Annotated in this window: 15 protein-coding genes and 1 pseudogene; 12 read left to right on the forward strand and 4 right to left on the reverse strand. The window is 60.8% G+C overall.

All coding sequences use genetic code 11. The features are described from left to right. Positions 1-6 precede the first annotated feature (6 nt). From JWR89_RS07735 to JWR89_RS07745, 3 genes are all read left to right on the forward strand, one after another. Positions 7-738, forward strand: coding sequence for a FadR/GntR family transcriptional regulator (locus JWR89_RS07735; RefSeq protein WP_299713914.1), 732 nt, complete (start codon positions 7-9; stop codon positions 736-738). 503 nt (positions 739-1,241) lie between these two features. Next, the gene (locus tag JWR89_RS07740) at positions 1,242-1,535 is read left to right on the forward strand and encodes a hypothetical protein (protein WP_299713915.1); all 294 of its coding nucleotides are present in this window, start codon (positions 1,242-1,244) and stop codon (positions 1,533-1,535) included. Beyond that, entirely contained in the window at positions 1,532-1,726 is a 195-nt protein-coding gene (locus tag JWR89_RS07745) for a hypothetical protein (RefSeq protein WP_299713918.1), read from the forward strand. Before JWR89_RS07740 ends, JWR89_RS07745 begins: the two co-directional genes overlap by 4 nt. 149 nt (positions 1,727-1,875) lie before the next feature. Here the strand turns inward: JWR89_RS07745 and JWR89_RS07750 are convergent, their stop codons facing one another. Both JWR89_RS07750 and JWR89_RS07755 read right to left on the reverse strand, forming a co-directional pair. Next, complete coding sequence (locus tag JWR89_RS07750; RefSeq protein ID WP_299713921.1) at positions 1,876-2,136, reverse strand: hypothetical protein; 261 nt, start codon at positions 2,134-2,136, stop codon at positions 1,876-1,878. Positions 2,137-2,252: 116 nt separating this feature from the next. After that, complete coding sequence (locus JWR89_RS07755) at positions 2,253-4,196, reverse strand: PAS domain-containing sensor histidine kinase (RefSeq protein ID WP_299713924.1); 1,944 nt, start codon at positions 4,194-4,196, stop codon at positions 2,253-2,255. Positions 4,197-4,697: 501 nt separating this feature from the next. Here JWR89_RS07755 and JWR89_RS07760 point away from each other — a divergent pair. Further along, complete coding sequence (locus JWR89_RS07760; protein WP_299713927.1) at positions 4,698-4,904, forward strand: hypothetical protein; 207 nt, start codon at positions 4,698-4,700, stop codon at positions 4,902-4,904. Next, positions 4,901-5,059, forward strand: coding sequence for a hypothetical protein (locus tag JWR89_RS07765; protein ID WP_299713930.1), 159 nt, complete (start codon positions 4,901-4,903; stop codon positions 5,057-5,059). The genes JWR89_RS07760 and JWR89_RS07765 overlap by 4 nt, the downstream gene beginning before the upstream one ends. A gap of 62 nt (positions 5,060-5,121) precedes the next feature. Here the strand turns inward: JWR89_RS07765 and JWR89_RS07770 are convergent, their stop codons facing one another. Further along, positions 5,122-8,604, reverse strand: a complete 3,483-nt coding sequence (locus tag JWR89_RS07770) for an EAL domain-containing protein (RefSeq protein ID WP_299713932.1) — start codon at positions 8,602-8,604, stop codon at positions 5,122-5,124. 246 nt (positions 8,605-8,850) lie between these two features. Continuing rightward, positions 8,851-10,614, reverse strand: coding sequence for an alpha/beta fold hydrolase (locus JWR89_RS07775; RefSeq protein WP_299713934.1), 1,764 nt, complete (start codon positions 10,612-10,614; stop codon positions 8,851-8,853). Positions 10,615-11,069: 455 nt separating this feature from the next. Here JWR89_RS07775 and JWR89_RS07780 point away from each other — a divergent pair, with 455 nt between their 5' ends. The 7 genes and pseudogenes from JWR89_RS07780 to JWR89_RS07810 form a co-directional block, all read left to right on the forward strand. After that, positions 11,070-11,315 (forward strand): acyl carrier protein, encoded by a 246-nt coding sequence (locus tag JWR89_RS07780; RefSeq protein WP_299713935.1) that lies wholly within the window; start codon positions 11,070-11,072, stop codon positions 11,313-11,315. A 6-nt stretch (positions 11,316-11,321) separates the two neighbouring features. Next, a complete protein-coding gene (locus JWR89_RS07785; RefSeq protein WP_299713949.1) occupies positions 11,322-12,527 on the forward strand; it encodes an acyl-CoA dehydrogenase family protein in 1,206 nt (401 codons plus the stop codon). Positions 12,528-12,532: 5 nt separating this feature from the next. Beyond that, positions 12,533-13,462, forward strand: coding sequence for an amino acid--[acyl-carrier-protein] ligase (locus JWR89_RS07790; protein WP_299713937.1), 930 nt, complete (start codon positions 12,533-12,535; stop codon positions 13,460-13,462). Between the two features lie 3 nt (positions 13,463-13,465). Beyond that, the gene (locus JWR89_RS07795) at positions 13,466-14,458 is read left to right on the forward strand and encodes a DUF1839 family protein (protein ID WP_299713940.1); all 993 of its coding nucleotides are present in this window, start codon (positions 13,466-13,468) and stop codon (positions 14,456-14,458) included. Between the two features lie 9 nt (positions 14,459-14,467). Further along, positions 14,468-17,005, forward strand: a complete 2,538-nt coding sequence (locus tag JWR89_RS07800; RefSeq protein WP_299713943.1) for a glycoside hydrolase family 2 protein — start codon at positions 14,468-14,470, stop codon at positions 17,003-17,005. Between the two features lie 1,151 nt (positions 17,006-18,156). After that, on the forward strand, positions 18,157-19,185 hold the full coding sequence (locus JWR89_RS07805; RefSeq protein ID WP_299713946.1) for a hypothetical protein: 1,029 nt from the start codon (positions 18,157-18,159) through the stop codon (positions 19,183-19,185). 128 nt (positions 19,186-19,313) lie between these two features. After that, positions 19,314-19,570: pseudogene (locus JWR89_RS07810) on the forward strand (hypothetical protein); the annotation flags it as partial.

A 19,570-nucleotide genomic window follows, 5' to 3' on the forward strand; every position in this document is an offset into this window, starting at 1 on the left:
GGCGAGATGACGATGGGTCCAACGGCCAAACGGGATGCAAGCCTGGAGCGTCCGGCGGTGACCGGGAAGCTCAGCGACCGCGTCTATGACTACGTCCTCGGCCAGATCACCGTGGGCATCTATCCCATCCATTCGCGGCTTCCGCCCGAGACGCGCCTTGCTGACCAGCTTGGCGTTTCCCGCCCGGTGGTGCGCGAAGCGCTGCTGCGGCTGCGTGACGACGGCGTGGTCGCCTCGCGTCAGGGCGCCGGCTCGTTCGTGATGCGACGTCCCGTGGTGGATCTCTACGACTACGCGCCGCTTGGGAGCATTGCGGACATCCAGCGCTGCTTTGTGTTTCGGATCGGGGTCGAAGGCGAGGCCGCCGCCCTTGCCGCCCGCGATCACGATTCCGAAGGCCTGCGCCGCATCGTCGATGCCATCGCCGCGCTGGACCGGGTGATCGAAGATGCCGCACTGGGGGTCGAGGAGGATATCGCGTTTCACCGCGCCATCGCTGAGGCCACCGGCAACCGGTTCTTCACCGCGACCCTCGCCGCGATCCAGTCCCAGGTAGCAGTTGGCATCACACTCAACCGCAACCTTTCGTTGATCCAGCCCCGCGACCGGCTGCTGCGCGGGCAGGAAGAACATCGCGCCGTGCTCAAGGCCGTCGCCTCGCGAGACGAGGCAGCCGCGCGCCACGCCATGCGCCTGCACATCGAAAATGCGCGCAAGCGGGTGTTCGACGGCGGCTAGCTATCACCGGCACGCGCGGAGCACCCGACGAGGAGCCTCGCACAGACGCCTTTCCTAAGAGTCGCCCGATATGAAATGTACGGTTCCGGGCCGACAAACCGAAAGACCGAGCTTAATTTTAGCGCGTTCCAACTGTTGGTGAACGCCATGTCAGCTCGGATCCCCACCCTCTGGCCGCTCGCCGCCATCGAGCATCCCCGTTGCGCAATCTGCAATAGCCGCATGAGCCTGGCCTGTAGCGAGTCCGGCCGAGACGGCGCCGCGAAGCGTACCTTCGAGTGTCACAACTGCAGTGGCATCACGACGAAAATAGCCGCCGATAGACTTGGATCGCCTGCGGTCTCGGCACTGACCGGGGTACTTGAGCCACCGGCATGAAGGTTGTGCACACGAGCTTGATGGCCACGAAGTGGACCGACGTCTTGTTAGGCGCCGGTCCCGGAGGAACGATTCAGTCGTCGTTCGCTTGATCCAGTAGTTCAGTTGCGTTCGGAGTAGCGTTGATGTCCTGGGATCTCAGGTTTCCCGAGCCCATTGCCGTCCCGCATGGGAAGCCGCTGGTGACGCTGCATGACGCCGGCGACTACATTACCCAATTGCCCGCCGACCAGCACGACCATCCGGCCTGGCAAGCTGCGATGCACGTGCTGATCCAGGCAGCCGACCATGGTGGGCCGATCGAATTTGCCCGCCTCGGCATGGTGCAGGCGCTGTGGCCAAAGCCCGAGCCGGTCTACCGCGCGGCCAGCAAGGAGCCGAAATGGCGCAATACCTACAGGCTGGCGAGAGACCGATGACCCTCGCCGACCAGGAACTTGTCATCGACGCCATCGAAACCGCGCGCAGCATTCTCGGCCAATACACTGGAGCGGGGCCGCGTGACGCCATCGATGCGCTGGAGCAGCTTCAAACGGTGATGGACAACACCACCTTGGTGGCGGCGCTGGACCGCCTCAAGCGGCGTCAGCGGCTGCGGCTCGTCGAATAAAAAAACCGCCCGGGCGTGACACCGGACGGCTTTCTGATGCGACTGCCGGCTCCCATTTGTCCAGTTCCGCCGCGTTCATGTAGAGGCTGATCCGATACGGTTAACGGATCGTTAAAAGGCGGAATTAAACAACGAAGCGGCTGGCCATATCAGTCGAAAACCTTCGACAGATCTTCCTGCAGACGGCGCATCTGCTGAGGGCCGGTGAAGATGGTCTTCAATTCGCTGAGCGCTTCCGCAGTCAGGATCGCTTCCGACCGCCGGCCTTCGGCTGCGACGGCCAGAATGCGAGACGCAATGGCGGCCTGATTTGACGACGTGCGGTGCTGGGTCGGCACCTTGGCAACCACGTCGTTGAAGACCCGACGCATCAAGGCAATGGTATCGGGGTCGTAAGATGCTGAACTCATAACGTCCTCCCGTTGCTTTTCTTGGTAGCTACCCTATTCCGGGACGTTACGCTCTCCACTCAAATCTCCGTGTTGGGCCGCCAATTCGAAGGCGTGGTCAGTATTTGGATACATTTTCACGACTTCATCTGCTTCGAGAGAAGTTCAACGGCTCCTGAGCGCTGCTTCTTGTCGCTTCCGCTCATCGTCGTCAGTTTTTGCAGCTCGCGACTCAATTCATGAAGTTGATACGGCTTGCGGAGCACGGAAAATCCCGCGCCGTTTTCGCGGGCGGACTCGCTGTAGCCCGTCATCAGCAGGATGGGAATTTCGGGGTTGGCCGCGCGAATTGCGTTCGCCAGTCCGATGCCATCCATTTTTCCGGGCATAACGATATCGCTGCAGACGATGTCGATGTCACTGCTCTCGAGTTCAGCGAGGGCTGCCGCGGCGTCTGCGGCCCAACGAACGGTGTATCCCAGTTGTTCCAGAAAAGCGGTGCTTGCGGTCGCCACCTCGGGATTGTCTTCGACCAGCAGGACGGTACCGCTTCCGGTGCCCGTATTTTCCTCGACCCCGGGCGCCGCCCCTGTCGCGGACTTTGGCAGACAGAGCGTAATGCGCGTGCCTTCGCCTAGCGTGCTCTTCAGGGACACCGTTCCACCCGCCTGATGCGCGAAGCCATGAACCTGAGAGAGACCGAGACCCGTGCCCTTCCCTACCGCTTTTGTCGTGAAGAAAGGATCGAAGACTTTTGCGGCAATATCGTCGGGGATGCCGACGCCGGTATCCGTGACGGAAATCTCGACATGGTCCGTCGGGTCATTGTCGACGGCGCAGATGGTCAATGTGCCACCCTCCGGCATCGCGTCGCGCGCATTGACAACCAGATTGACCAGCGCCGCTTCAAACTCGCCGGGGTCTACGATGACGTTGGATGTCTGGGGACCCACATCGATGGTGAGCGTGATCGAGGTGCCAAGCGCAATATTCAAGACATCCCGAAGGGCATGCAGCCGTTCGGCCAGATCGATCGCCTGCGGATTCACGCTCTGCCGGCGGGCAAAGCTCAACAACTGCTTGGTGAGCCCGCTGGCGCGCTGCGAGGCCGTTTCGATCGACCGCAGAGCCCGGATCGCTTTTTCGCCGCTAATTTCCTTTTTGAGGATATGAACGTTTCCCGAGATGATCATCAGCAGGTTGTTGAAATCGTGCGCGACACCCCCGGTCAGGTGACCGAGAGCATCGAGCTTCTGCGATTCAGCGAGCTGACGCTGGATTTGGAAGAGTTTCTCCTGCGCCTGCTTTCGCTCGGTAACGTCCCGCGTGATTTTCGCGAAACCAATGAGCTCGCCGGCATCATTCCTGATGGGGTCAATGACGACGCTGGCCCAGAAGAACGTTCCGTCCTTGCGGACGCGCCAGCCCTCCTCGTCATAGTGCCCGGTATCGCGTGCGATCTGCAGCGCGCGGGCCGGCTTGCCAGCGGCCTGGTCGGCGGGCGTATAAAAGCAGGAAAAATGTTGTCCCACGATCTCGCTGGCGGCGTAACCCTTGATTCGCTCGCCACCGACATTCCAGTTCGCGACGGTGCCGGTCGGATCAAGCATGTAGAGCGCATAGTCCGTCACCGCGCCTACCAAGGTTTTGAACTGGCTCTCGCTGGTCTGTAGTTCCGCCGCCGCGATCTGGCGCTCGGTTATATCGCGCGTGATATTGGCGTACCCGATCAGCTCTCCGGCTTCGAATATCGGATCGATAACGACCGACGCATAGAAGCGCGAGCCGTCTTTTCGCACCCGCCAGCCCTCGGCCAGATAGTGCTTATCCTCGCGCGCGCTTTCGAGCGCAATGCGAGGTAAATTTCCGGCCAGATCCTCGGGCGTATAGAAAACCGAAAAATGCTGGCCGATGATTTCGCTCGCCGGATATCCCTTGATGCGCGCGGCGCCGGTGTTCCAGTTGGTGATCACGCCTTCGGGATCCAGCATGTAGATGGCATAATCGGTGATGCCATCGACCAGGAGACGGAAATTGCGCTCGCTGTCCTGCAGGACCTTTTCAAGTCTCCTAATGGCCATCCTGCGCACCCCCGAAGCCCAACGTAACCCTTAGTAACGGGCTTGGTGCGCAGATGTTCCGCATGGACCAAGGAATCCCGCGGCTTGGAGTCCGCGAGGCGCCCCACACGCCGACTGGTGCGCTATTCTGCATGTCTGCGGACCACTCCTACCAGGAGTAACGCCACGCCTTTGCCGCTGTATTTGGTTGTGCGCTCGGCGAATTCCCCGTCGCCGTGTGCACCAGCGGATACCCGGTTGCGGAAGCGGAGCTCCGCCCCGGCGGAGGCGAGCACCCCGCTTTGGGAATTTTGCAATTCCATCCGTGCGGCGACGACCGACATACTGCGCTAACGAATCGGACTACGCCTTGAATAGCAAACCCGGCCGACAGTCTCGCGTAACGCTTGTGAAGTTGTCACGCCATGCACGGTCCCGAACGGACAGCCCGAACAATCGGGCTTAACTTGGCGTGCAACCTGCTGGTGCTCGCCATCGGGTCGGACCCAAGGGCGGCTAGCAATGGACCACAGTCTCGCGAAATCCGCCCGTTTGCAGCGGCTGCACGGACTCGCTTACCAGGTACGCAAGGTTGCCGTCGGTCGCCCCGGAGACCTGGATGGCTGGCGCATTTCACGCTTGTTGCGCGATGCAATCACGCCCGCCGAGGCCGACGAGGCCGAGCGTCAACTGCGAACCTGGGAATCTCTCAACCGGCAGCCAAGATGACTTGCCGCGACGCCGTTCAACCTGTGCCCTCGATCCCTCTTCCATCCGACGACGAGCAGGCGAAACTGAACGCTGTGCGTTTGCTGGAGGAGAACCTCTGGGTGGAGGAATTCGTCGCGCGCCTGAATGGCTTTAGCGAAGATGCGACCCATTGACATCAACGACAGGCCGGACGGGAACAATCGACCAAGGCGATGATGATATCGGCATCCGAGAGCTAGCCGCCGGTGTCGGTCAGCGACCTGTTACCGAGCGCGACCGCGCGCCGGGACACGTCCGGCTGCAAGAGCCAAGCATAGGCCTCGGCAGGCGCAGGACGGCCCGTCAGATAGCCTTGGACGGCATCGCACCCCGCTTCAAACAAAAAGGTGCGCTGCTCTTCCGTTTCGACGCCCTCGGCTAACACAGGGACTCCCAAGCTTCGGCCCAGGCCGATCACTGCCTTGACGATGGCGGACGAATGACGGTTCGTCTGCACGTCCGAAACGAATGCCCGGTCGATCTTGATGAGGTCGAACGGAAACGAGTGCAAATAGGAAAGCGATGAGTAGCCGGTTCCGAAATCATCGAGGGCGATATCGACCCCCAAGGCCTTCAGCCTATTGAGCACGGAGACTGCCCGCGAAAAATCTCCGATCAGGACGCCTTCCGTAATCTCGAGTTCCAACCGGCTCGGCGGTAAGCCCGATTCGAGAAGCACGGTATGGACCAGCCTGGGAAGGTCGCCGTGACGAAATTGCCGCGGGGATACATTGACCGAGACTTTAAGCGGTTCAGGCCATCGGGCCGCCTCTTGGCAGGCCTGACGGAGTACTGACTCCCCTAGCGCAAGGATGAGGCCGGAATCCTCTGCAATTTCGATGAAGACGGCCGGCGATACCGGACCACGCTTCGGGCACCGCCAGCGGGCGAGCGCCTCGAACCCGATCACCGAGCCGTCGGCCAGGCACTGTGGCTGGTAATGTACGGAGATCTCGCCGGCGGCGACGGCGTGGCGCAGTTCGTCCTGGAGCACGCGGCGGTCACGGACCTGGGCGCCCATCTCATGCGAGAAAAACTGCACAGTACCAGCGTCTGCCGACTTCGCGCGGTACAACGCGACGTCCGCGTTGCCCAGCAAGGTTTCGGGATCGGTCCCATGGGCCGGATACTGGGAGACTCCTATCGTCGCGCCCACTTCAAGCCGGTGTTCGCCGATCCGGAATTCCGACCGCATTGCGGCGAGGATCCGCGACGAGAGCGCCCCGGAGACCGCAAAATCGGTGTCATCGGCGACGATAAGCGCGAACTCGTCGCCGCCGAACCGTGCGATGAAGGCTCCTTCCCCGCTCACTTTAAGTCTTGCAGCGACCTCGCGCAGCACAGCATCGCCTGCAGAATGCCCGTAGGTGTCATTGATCTCCTTAAAGCCATCGAGATCCATGCAAAGGAGGCTTACTTGGCCACGCGCCTCCGCAGCACCGCCGAGGGTAGCCGCGAAGCATTCATCGAAGGCGGCGCGGTTGGCCAAGCCTGTGAGGACGTCGTGATGCGCCATGTACGCAATGCGCCGCTCATTCTCGCGCGTTTCCGTCACGTCCTCGACGAGCGCGAGCAGGTGCTCGGCCTCGCCACTCTCGCTCCGGATGGCAAGCCTCCGCGACGCCAGGATGCGCGTCCCTTTCGAGCTACTGAAGCGGGTCACATCTTCCGAAAGCAGCGGCTTGTCCGAAGCAAGCGCCTCGGCATCGAGACGAATCGAATTTATAATCACTTTCTCGGGAAATACCTCGTTCAGGCGTTTTCCGATGCAGTGTGTCCGGTCGATGCCGTAAAGCTCTTCCGCTGCCTTATTGACCAGCGCGATCGTGCAGTTTTCGGCCTTCGCCGTGCCTGATGGGACGTCCTTCACGATGATGGGCAGTGGAACGTTCTCGATGACGACGTCGAGAAATCTCCTTGTCTTGGTTAGCTCTTCGGTCGCTCGCTTCTGCTCGGTCACATCATGGACAGCTACAAGCCTTGCGTTTCTCCCATCATACTCCAGCGCCTGCGAAGAGATATTGACGTCGATGATCCGTCCGTCTCGGGTTTGATGTTGCCACATACGATTTGCGCGGTCCGTACGGGGGATGTCCTTCGCCCACTTCGCAAATTGCTCCCGCGCCTGCGGCGGACGCACATCGGTGACCTTGAGCGCCGCGAACTGTTCCTTGGTGTAGCCATATCCGTCGACCGCCGCCTGGTTCACCGCGATGAATTCGAGTGTGCCCTGGTCGAAAACCCACATCGGCACAGGATTGTTCTCGAACAACAGCCGGAACGATGCTTCCTTGCGGTTGCGGTCCGTGATGTCTTCATGCGTCGCGACCCAGCCGCCGCCATTCATACTGGCGCTGACGATGGAGATTGACCTGCCCTCGTCGGTGCGCATGTCCCTGCTCTCGGTCTGAACGCCGGTCCTTGCTACAAGGTGGGCAACCTGCCTCTCCGGATCGCCGAAAAACATGCCCTGCGACTTCCGCCATTGCAGAATGCTTAGCAGGCAAGTGCCTGCGGACGTCAGTTCTGGCGGAAGCCGGTACATCTCAGCGTATCGCCTGTTGCAGATCAGAAGACGTGCCTCGGCGTCCAGCATGATCAGGCCTTGCGAGATGTTGTCCAGGGCTGCCGCAAGCTGCATGTTCTGGCTACGCACCTGGCCCAAAAACTGACGCCGGCCGAGCGCGACGATGATTGCAATTGCGAACACGACTATCGTCGAGGCACCCGCCAGATAAAGCGACGTCGTGTGCCAGCCGGACAAGGCTTCCTCGACCGTCGTCGTCATCATGACCGAGATCGGATAGTGGGCAAGCCGACGCGCCGCAATCAGACGGTCCTCGCCGTCTATCGGACTTTGTCGGCGGAGGTCGATGAATTCGGCATTCAGGGCTTCAGGGCCGAGATCCGCACTGGTGAACACTTTCCCGATCGCCGCGCTGGATGAGGGATGTCGCGCCAGCAGCGTTCCGTCGTTCCTGAACAGGGCAACGGAACTGCCGTGTTTCGGCCTTATCTTCGAGAAGTAGTCCTCAAGATATTGCACCTGCACAGTACCTAACATGGTACCTATTAAGTCGCCGGACGAAGAAATCACGCGTTGTGCCAGATAGATCGCCCACTTGCCGGTGACGGGACTTCGCGTAGGCGGCCCCACCAAGGCTGTTGCCTTATCCAATTGCAGCAACGCGGCAGGATTAGGCGACATGAGGCCGCGCTTGCTGGGCCACTCGACTGTCGAGTTTACGATTTCGCCGTCAAAGTCGCGGAGGCTCAAAGCAGAAATGTGCGGATACGGGGCCTTCCGCTGCACCAGCATGCGGTGCGTCGATTCATCTCCGAATTTCGACCGGAAATCGTCCGGACCAGCGAGAGACTCGCGTTTCAAGTCCACCAGCAACGCCTGTTCGACGAGTTCTATCGACTGGAAATTGCGATCTAGCTGGTCGGCCAAGACCATCGAGAGGCTCTCGAGTTCGCGGGCTGCATCCGAAATGGCCCGTTGTCTCATGGTTGCCACTATGGCCGCGGTCGTAACTAAAACAATCACGACGAGGATCGCAGCGCCGTAGTTCAGCGACCGGACAATTCTTGGATTGGCCTCAACGCCAACGCCGCGGGGCCTCGTCGTCTTGTCCGGACGCGGCATAGCCCAATTGAGGAATTCACCAATGCTCATTTCAAAAGCGTAGACAAGGGCGATTAAAAATTAGCCAATGGAAGCGCTAAGAACCCGGTCATTCGTATAATCGACCGATGGGAACCGCCCCGGCTCCCGATGGGGATGCCAACAGCAGTCAACTGCATCTATACGGGTCTCGCGAACAGCATTCGCAGGCCGGCCGATTGAATTGCAGATATTCGCAGACACGCCAATAGACCAACGCTGGTCACATCTCATGGAAAACCTGGCAGCCTGACAATGCTACGCGCGGAATGGCAGTGACGAAGGTGCCGCGAGTACGTCACACAAGACGTTCGTTAGTCGCGCGCGCGCATCCAAATGCGTGAAATTGTGGTCGGCATCAGGAATTATCGAAACCGAAGCCGTCGGGTAGCGGCGTAGCTGGTTCCCCTTCCTTCCCATGTATGTGCGGAATTCGCCCAGCGCGTGATCACCTTCCGAAAATAACATCGCTAGGCGAACGCCGCGGCTTTCAAGAATCTGGAAACGGCGATGGCCTTCGCGGTAGAGCGTCTGGTCGGACTCGCCCGCAGGGATCTGGCCAGCACTCGATGAGATGATCCGAACAAGGCGTTTTAACACAAAGATAACCGGCGCTTTGACGCGGAAATGGCCCGCAAGCACTCGTCTCAGGCTTTCTTTTCTGAACAGCATCGCAACGGAACCACTGATGGTTCGATGGGCCGACAGCACCGCTTCTGCAACGGTTTCCCTGGGGTCCCAGACAAAACGCATGATGTTGATAACGACGACATTGCGAACGCGCTCGTCTTGCACCGCGACCTGGAACGCGGCGTAAGCGCCACTGCAGCGTCCGACCAAGGCGATCGGGCCGGCATCGAGTTTCTCGACATAGTCGATCGCATGCCGCACGTCAGCTGATTGCTCTTCCGAATAAAGCACTTCGGCCGGCGCGCTTGCCGAAGCCGGACTGTCGCCGATGCCGCCTGCGTCAAACCTAAACGAGGCGATCCCGCGCTCGGCGAGTGCGCGAGCCTGTAGGACTGTCGCGCGCCCCCAGCCGACGTGATAGTCGCGCCCCGAATTAGCCAGCACCGCGATGGCTGAAGGCTTTCGGTCCAGCGGTCGACACAGGACGCCGAAGAGCCGCTCGTCCGGCCCGAATCGAACTGGTAATTCCTCAAAGCGAGGACCGACGATTGGCCGCGCGGGCTCCATTTCCTTGGCCGAAACATTGACGCCTGCCATCGGCAAATGCGCGAGGTCGTCGATCCACGACACGATGCGTCTCAACGTGCCTAGCTGCGGTTCAGCCGGAGTCGGATCCTGCAGGATCATTTCATAACCCGCGTAGTCGATGGACGAAACATCGGCTCCGAGCGTCTTCAGGTGGTTGCCAATCGAACTATCGCGAGAACTCTGACTGCGCTCGACCAAAAGGACCTTTGCGGAAGGAGACTGAGTTGTTTGAGTGAGATCGATGGATTGGATGGCTGCGGCACGGCTGCCGGCCAGCGGAAAGCCGGCGACGCCGTAGCCGTTGTCGGCCAATGGGTCGGGCCCAATGCCCATCCGCTCGGTCAGCATGCGCGACCAGGCTTGAAGCTCCCGGAGATAGGAGCGACCTTTTACTAACGGCGCCATCAAGACGGTCGCTGCGACGTCGGGCGATTCGGCTCCGAGTTGAGCGGCCAGACTTGCGCCTAGGCCTTGTCCGACCAGAACGAGTTCGATGCCCGGGTTGTATTCTCGCAAGAATGCCATGCAGTGACGGGCGGCAACGAACCAGTCGGAGATGCCGTCGGGGTCGCCAACAGGATCGAGGGCATCTGCGGTGCCAGGATAATCAAATCTCAGGCAGGCATGGCCAGCCGCAGCAATATTCTCGGCCAAAGCCCGCCATGTAGCGCGGGTGCACAATTCCTCGTATCCGAAAGGCGCCAGCAACAGCACCGCCTTGCGCCCTGGCCGGTCGATGCAGCCTGCGTGATAGAACCCGCCAAAAGTGTCAAACGTGACCGGGGTGCCATGTCGGGAAGTCATGATCCTGCAACTATCACAGTTTGCCCAATCCGGTTCGTCCGTCCAATGGGCCAAAATTTCCGATATTTCCCCGTGAGGTGGTCGCTCATACGGATCGGCTATTTCTTAGCTCAGGGGCGACGAAGATGTCATCCCATATCGTAATCCATCATTAACATGTGCTCAGCGGTGCATGCTTCGCCTCTATTAGCTGTTCGCTAATCATGGTGGGCTATGTTGCACAACCGTCTTCGAACCCGCCAGTCCTGACCTCCGCCTGCGGGAAAAGGCACTTAAGGAAAGCGTCGTTTTTCGTAACTGCATCTTCATTTTATTAAGCTTGATATAGAAACGATCCGCCGCGCTTGAGAATGATTTAGATCACTACACATTTACCTGCTATTTCCTGCATATAACTTTGAGTCCGCTCCCAGCCTTTGGCGAAGCGGCAGGCTTTTGACGCTTGGAGAACATTAATGCGTGATCGTGTGCGCGCCATTGTCGGATCGATGAACCTTCTCCCAGTTCCCGTTGATAGCATGTCCGACCAGGATAACCTGTTCGATGCGGGCATGACGTCGTTCGGGTCCGTTCAGCTGATGCTGGCGATCGAGGAGGAGTTCGATATCGAATTTCCCAATAGTCTTCTGACTCGCAAAACATTTGCGACGCTTGGTGGGTTAATTTCTGCTGTCGAGCAGCTCGCCTCTCAGAAAGTCTAAATCATGATGCCGAGCGCGGTGAAGGACGGCGTTAACGTGCTCGAAGCTGCGTCATGGCGTGACGTGATGCAGCGGGTTGCGACCGACGTCGCTTCGCAAAATGCCGATGTTGCGGACCGGACTGCGACGTTTCCGGCCCAAACATTCGAAGCTCTTCGCCGTAACGGTATGCTTGGCTTGATGGTGCCAAAAAGCCTTGGCGGCCAGGGACTGGAATTGCGCAAGATTGCCGATCTTTGCGCGATCCTTGCGGGCGCTTGCGGCGCCAGCGGCATGATTTATGCGATGCATCAGATCAAGCTATCGAGCCTGGTCGCCCATGGGATGCAAACCGAATATCATCGCACCCTTATGCGCGATGTGGCTGTAAAGCAGCTACTGATTGCCTCGTCGACCACTGAGGCGGGTATCGGTGGCGATCTGCGGGTTTCGAATTGCGCGATCGAGACGACGGGCGACCGGGTTTCGCTGACCAAGCAGGCGAGTGTCCTGTCTTACGCCACGGAAGCCGACATCATCATGGCGACCGCGCGCCGCGGTCCGGCGTCGGTCGGGTCAGACCAGGTGCTGATCGCGTTGCGGCGTGGCGACTATCAACTTCAGCGCACCGCTGAGTGGAATACGCTGGGCATGCGCGCAACCTGCTCCGAAGGTTTCCTGCTAACGGCCACGGCTGGAGCCGATCAGATTTTTCCGAAGCCGTTCCACGAGATCGCAGTGCAATCGATGCTCGCCACCGCGCATCTGCTGTGGGCCAGCGTCTGGTTCGGGATCGCGACCGATGCCCTGTCGCGCGCGCACGCCTCGGTTCGGGCAACGGCACGGCGCATGCCGTCCGATTTCGCGGGGCCGCTGCCAGGCGCCGCTCGGCTGGCTGAGGCCACCGCCAAATTGCAGACGCTCAAGTCGACGCTCGTCGCCCATATAGAGCGGTTCGAGACCGCGAAGGGCAACGAAGATGATCTCAGCTCGATCAATTTCGCGATCGAGATGAATAATCTCAAGGTCATGGCTTCGAACATGGCCGTCGATGTCGTTCGTGAAGCGCTGATGGTGACCGGCATCGCCGGCTATCGCAACGACGGTCCATTCTCGGTCGGCCGCCATCTCAGGGATGTGTTGTCGGCGCCATTGATGGTGGCGAACGATCGTATCCTCGCCAACACCGCCGGCTTGGTTATCGCGGGCCGATTTGACTCAGGTCTGGAGTGATCGTGATGAACGCGCCTGCTAAGCTCGTGCAAAGCCCGGAAGCATTTCTCACCGCTTTGTTCGATGAGTCGATCCTGATCAAAACCGGCGTCGACGGTCTCTATGGCCGCGCCGGTGTGTTCGAAGAAGTTATCGACGGGATCGAAAACGCGGTGACAAAAATGGCCGCTGGCGATCAGGCCACGCGAATTCACTTCCCACCGGGCATGCCGCGCAAGAATCTTGAGAAAGCCGGTTACCTGAAGAGCTTTCCGCAATTGGCCGGCTGCGTCCACTCTTTCATGGGCGATAACACCGACCACGCCAAGCTCGTCGGCATGATCGAGCGGGGCGAAGACTGGACCGAGATGCAGGATGCGACTGAAGTCGCTCTGACGCCGGCCGCCTGCTACCCGCTGTATCCCACCGTCGCGGCGGCGGGGCCGGTGCCGGAAGGCGGTCGGCTCTTCGATCTCAAGTCCTACTGCTTCCGCCATGAACCTTCGAAGGATCCGGCGCGGATGCAGCTGTTCCGGATGAGAGAATTCGTCCGTATCGGCACTGCCGACGAAGTGACGTCTTTCCGGGCCACCTGGCTCGAGCGCGGTGAAAAGCTGATCGCCTCGTTGGGTCTGCCTTGCGTCATCGATGTGGCCAACGACCCGTTCTTCGGGCGCACCGGCCGTGTCCTGGCGTCGAGCCAGCGAGACCAGGGGCTGAAGTTCGAATTGCTGATCCCGGTCACGAGCGATGAAAATCCGACGGCGTGCCTGTCGTTCAACTATCACCAGAACCATTTCGGCAGCCTGTGGGGTATGCATTTCGCGGGCGGCGAAGTCGCGCATTCGGCTTGCGTCGGATTCGGCCTCGAGCGGACGGCGCTGGCGCTGTTCCGACACCACGGCACCAAGGTCGAAGCGTGGCCGGCGGATGTTCGCCGCGTGTTGTGGGGCTAGGGCTTGCAACCCGCTTGCGCCATCGACGGACTGGATCCCGCAACCTATGCGCGGCATGGGCTGCATGATCCCGCGCGCAATTGGCCTGAGACCAACTGCTACGTCGATCTGTTGATCGAAGTGTTGGCCCAGCGCGGACATGATCCCCGGGCCGCGCTGGCTTTCACGGTCGCGCAGGATTACGAGGGCGACCAATTCACGTTTTTCAAGATTCCGCCCGCCGATCTCGCGCTATTGTACAACGTGGAGATTCTGGAACTCGCGATTTTCGATCAGTTGGAAGATCACGCGCGCCTGCAGTTGGCGCGTGGCCGTCTGCCGCTGATCGAAGTCGATTCTTACTATCTGCCGGATACCCGCGGTATCACCTATCGCCACAGCCACAGCAAAACGACAATCGGCGTCAACGTGCTCGATTCAGTCAACCGCCGGCTCGATTACTTTCACAATGCCGGCTACTTCCGTCTCGAAGGCGAGGATTTCGACGCGCTGATGCGGCCCGTGCGTGATAACGGTCTGCCGCTGTTTCCGTATGTCGAATTCATCAAGTTCGGTCCGGCGCCGTCGGCACACGAGCAGATCGAAATGTCTCGCGCGCTGTTGGCGCAACATCTGCGTCGCCGTCCGTCGCAGAATCCATTCACGGCATGGGGCGAAGTGATCGACGCCGACATCGCCCGGCTGATGGGACGGCCTGCCGAGTGGTTTCACACTTACGCCTTCAGCACATTGCGTCAGGCTGGCGCGAATTTCGAGCTGCTCGCGACCTATCTGGCGTGGTTGCAACAGCAGGGTGACCCGGCGCTGGAGCGCGCCAGGTTGGCCGCGGAGGCAATCGCTGGCGGTACCAAGGTTTTACAGTTTCAGTTCGCTCGCGCCTCCGCTCGCGGCAGAGTTCCTGATGTGACGGATTCAATTCGGCAACTCGCGACCGATTACGACATCGCCCTCGACAGCCTCATGAACGGGTTCGTTGCCTGCGGCGCCGCAGCGTGATCGCCACCCATGCCGGCCCGCATCGCGGCGCGATGTTCCTATGACTTGATCGGCCTGCTTATTGCCATGACCGACATCCGCACCATGACGGGACGCAAGGTGCAGCCGCTCGACAGCGGCTGGGAACTGGCGCTCTCGCCCCCTCAGGCATGGCAAGAACCCAACGGGTTGAGCGAGGCAGTTTGGCTGCCTGCTATTGTCCCCGGGACAGCCGCTGGCGCGCTGCGGGCCCTCGGAGAATGGAGTTTTGATGACCCTCAGCCGCTGCACGACAAGGACGTCTGGTACCGGCTCCGCGTCAATGGGCGCGGCAAGCGCAAGCTGCGATTTGAGGGGCTCGCGACATTCGCCGAGGTTTTCCTTGACGACAGGCTCATCCTGACGAGCAGCTCGATGTTCGAGCCGTATGAGGCGGATATCGACCTCGGCGGTGAGCATTGGATCCATATCGCCTTTAGGAGCCTCCGCAACGTGCTGGCAAGAACGAAAGGTCCGCGGGCACGCTGGAAGACGATGATGATCGAGGAGCCGCGGCTGCGTTTCCTGCGCACCACGCTGATCGGGCATATGCCGGGATGGTGCCCGCCCGTCGATGTGGTCGGCCCGTACCGGTCCGTGCTGCTGATCGAGGAGGGAGTTGTTCGCGCCGGCAAAGTCGATCTGCGCAGCCGGCTAGAAGAAAACGAAGGCGTTCTGACGCTCGCGCTCGATGTGTCAGGGGTGGCCGAAGGCGTGACGCCGGTGCTGCGCTGTGCCGGGGCGGAGGCGCCGCTGAGACCGCTCGACACGGAAGCGCCGCCCTCAGAGCCGACGCGTTGGCAAGGTACGCTGCGGATCCCCGATGTCGACCTGTGGTGGCCTCACACCCATGGCACTCCGACGCTCCATGCTGTGACGATGGATATCGGTGCCGTCCGGGTCGATCTTGGAGAAGTTGGATTTCGCCGGGTCGAGGTCGACCGCGGACCGGACGGAAATGGCTTCGCCCTGCAGGTGAATGGCGTCCGCATGTTCTGCCGCGGCGCATGCTGGACGCCGATCGTCGTGGTCGGCCTTCAGGCATCTGAAGCAGATTACGCGCAGGACCTCGGCCTGATGCAAAGGGCTGGCCTCAACATGGTCCGTCTCAGCGGCACCATGGTCTATGAGACCCCGGCTTTTCACCGCCTCTGCGACAGACTCGGCATCATGGTCTGGCAGGACGTCATGATGGCCAATTTTGATTACCCGTCGGATGAGGCCTTTGCTGACATCATCCGCAGCGAAATCACGACGGTCGCTCGCCGGCTCAGCACGTCGCCGTCACTGATCGTGATATCAGGCGGCAGCGAGGTTGGTCAGCAGGCTGCGATGATGGGCCTGCCGCGCCAGATGCGCGACGTACCGCTGGCGGAAACCGTCATTCCCGAAGTTTTGGCGCGCTGGAGTGACGTCGCCTACGTGCCAGGTTCGCCGTCCGGCGGTGCGCTGCCCTTTGTGGCCGAAGCTGGCCCGTCGCATTATTACGGCGTGGGCGCCTATTTGCGGCCCCTCGACGACGCGCGCCGCGCCAATGTCCGCTTTGCCTCCGAATGCCTCGCTTTCGCCAACCTGCCGGACGATCGCCACTTCGCAGGCCATCGGCTCGATCCCGCCAGCGATCCGGAACGCTGGCTCGCGGGCGTGCCGCGCGACGGCGGCGCGTCCTGGGATTTCGACGATGTGCGCGAGCATTATCTTCAGGCGCTGTGGAACGAGGACGGCCGCAGCCTGCGCGCCCGCGAGCCCCGGCGCTGGCGCGAACTTTCGCGCGCGATCTCAGCCGAGGTCATCGAACGGACGATCGATGAATGGCGCCGCCCGGCCTCCATCACTTCCGGCGCCCTAATATGGCTTTGGCGCGACCTGCAGCCCGGCGCTGGCTGGGGATTGCTGGATTGCGACGGCCGTCCGAAAGCGGCCTTCTACGCCCTGCGTCGCGCCTCGCTTCCGCTGCGCTTGTCGATCACCGACGAAGGCACCAACGGACTTTATCTGCATCTCGTCAACGACACGCCGCGGGGTGTCACGGGCAAGCTGGCCTTGCGTTGCCTGAGAGACGGCAAAACGCCGGTGATCGAAGCTGAGCGCAATGTGACCATCGCGCCGCATGCGGCACTTTCCATCGGAGCGTTCGAGATACTCGACCGATTCTTTGACGCCGGTCACTGCTATCGCTTTGGGCCAGCGGCGCATGACACCGTGCATGCAACGTTCGCAGCCGAGGACTCCGATCGACCTCGAGAGGCCTTTCATTTTCTTTGCCCCCCGACCTCAACGGTTGACGGGACAATCGACGCGGTGCTTCGTGAAGACGACGCAGGTTTCTTTCTCGATCTGCAAGCCGCCACGGCAACACGTTTCATTGAAATCGCGGACAACGAATTCCTGCCCGATGACAATTATTTCCATATGGCGTCTGGGCATAGCAAGACCGTGCGCCTGGCACCGCCACAGCATTCGTCCGGTCATTTGCACCCATCAGGCCGGGTCTCTGCGCTCACGCTGAGAGGTGATGTCGAATACTGAGCAAGCCGCGGTCCGCTAATTCTGGTGGTAGTCTCCCGAAAAAGGAAATTTTCCGGGTGTCGCCGGGAGACTTTTGGGATTTTGAGGGTCCTTGGAGCAGATTTCGCCGCCCGGAGAATTTCTCCGGATGCAAGAAAGCCGGTAAATTGTCGGCCTTTCGCGATAAATTAGCAGACAAAGCCGAATGCACGGACTGCCTGGCTGGGGCGGGAGGGTACGCAGCCAGAACCAAGACGCCAGCAAGCCATTGAATACACTACATCAACCGGTGCGACGAGTGTCCGGTGTAGCAGATGAGTGTCGCATGTTGCAAGCGCCCGAAATAAGCGACGGCGAGAGCTTTCTGCTCAAGGTTAGCTCGACTATCGCACGCTATGTTACACGGGCACCGTACGTTAACGATCGGATTTCCAAGAAGCGCGCGCGAATGCGGGCACAGGAACGGCGTCGGTTGGCACGTCGAGTGACTGCCGGTAGGAGCGCCTTTGACCCGGATGTGGCCGATCGTCCACCATGCTTCGCCCTCCCATCCTGTGGCAGCGCCCCAGTCCCAATCTCGAAATTGTACAGGCGCCCCACGGGGACGACCTCAAGCATCTCAGAGACGTCGCCACGCAGGCACGCGACATGGAGCCAGCTGCGGGCGCGAACACCGACAGCCACTTTGCCGTGAGGCGGCCATGTCCTCCCTCACCCTGCGACGATTAGCGCTAGGCCGGGTCCGGAGCGACCAGCATCGACCGGCCTCTGGGCGACGACGGCGGCCGCGAAATGGCGCCGGGCTGCAGGCGGGCGATCGAGGCGAGCACGCCGGCCATCGCTTGGGGGGTCGGCCGCCGGGTGGCAAGGGTCCCTCGGCAGAGCGGGTCGGCTGGCCTTGGCGTTGGCCGCTTGCTGCGGCTTCATCTGGCGGCCGACGACCCTGATGAAGGATCGAACGGTTGGCAGGCCCACTCAGCGATGAGCAGCATTGCCCGCTCCAAAACCGGCAGCGCCTTGGAGTCGGCCGGGTCCCCGTCAGAGCGGCGGTCGGCCATCCACCTAGTGAACCGACTAGGTGGATCGATTCGGTCCCAAAAAGCGATTCTCAGAAAGGAAGCCTTTCAAATTGCAAGCGCGTCGGCGACGCTGGGCAAGACGAGGAGATCACCATGCCTGGATATCAGTTCACTCATGCCGGTGCCTATTCCCGGCGCGGTGCCCACAAGAAGAACAGCTCCGTGCGCAAGGTTTCCATGGACGGCATTCTCAACGAGATGATCCGTGCGCCGGGCGCGTGCAGCCACGTATCCGTTCCCGAGCCCCCCAACGTGGTATTCGGCATTCATCCGGTCGCGGCTTTCTCGCTGGCCACCGAGCGCGCAGGACAAGCCGTCGACAAGATCGGACGAAAGCTGAGCGTCACCGCGCTCGTGATCTTGGTCGGCGTCGCCACGTGGCCGGTACACACCTCCGAAGTGCGCGCTGACCCGCAAGCGATGGAGCACTATCTCTACTGGCGGGAAATCACCATCCAGTGGCTTAAGCGCCAATGGGGCGAACAGCTCAAGACTGTCGTCGAACATTTGGACGAGGATCGTCCCCACCTGCACTATGTTGTCGTGCCCGACCTCGACCCGGATGGTCGACTCCGCATCGAGAGCGTCCATGCCGGCTATCGTGCGGCGAACAAGTGCGACGCCGACGGCGGCAGCCCGCGCGACCAGACGGCGGCCTATAAGGCCGAGATGCGGTGCTTCCAGAATGACTACTACGAGCATGTCGGCGTCCGCTGCGGTCTGACCCGCCTCGGACCGCGCCTCCAGCGCTTGTCCCGAGAAGAGTGGAAGCAGCGGCAGCGGCAGACCGAGGCGATCGCGTTGGCGCACCGTGGCCTCGAAGAACAAACCGGCGAACTGAAGGCTCACGCAAAAGCATATGTTTCCGAAAAGACGATGGAGGCAAACGCCGCCGCTCAATTGAAAATCGATGCTGTCATTTCGCGAGCTGATCAGCACGCCAACAAAATCAAGCAGAAGGCCAAGTCCTTCATCATCGCGCAGGACGAGCGCATTCGGGAACTAAAGCAGCAAGTCTCGGCGAGTCAGGCGGCTTTCCTCGCGCTGCAGGAGGAATTGGATACTTACCGTCGTCTGCTCAAGGAGAATAGTCTCTTGCCGGACCTAGAATCCTCGTCTTGAGGGCTCTTGACGTAATGTTTGGCGACGTCCTAAGGCCATCATATCTCGTGACCATCGAATTACCATCAGCGACGCCGCCGGCTCACGCTCCGAGTTCCGGGTTAGGCGCTGCGGGGCTGCGCACCGACATGCCCGAGGAATACTGGCAATCCGTCCTGACCGATCCGAGCGCCGGCGCCCGTGCTCGGGTGCCGATCCAGCAGCGACGCCTGTCGGAGATTTCGCTGCCTCTTATGCGCGTCTCATGCCTGCGCTGCGACCGGATCCTGGAGATCCAGACGGCCGACGAGATCCGGCTCGAGGGCGCACAAGCCACCTGGAAGGATGCCGGTCGGCGCCTGCTCGACAACGACAGCCAGAACCGCACCGGCAGCCACGAGGATGA

The sequence above is a fragment of the Tardiphaga sp. genome (assembly GCF_028290785.1).
In the GTDB taxonomy this organism is placed as follows: Bacteria; Pseudomonadota; Alphaproteobacteria; order Rhizobiales; family Xanthobacteraceae; genus Tardiphaga.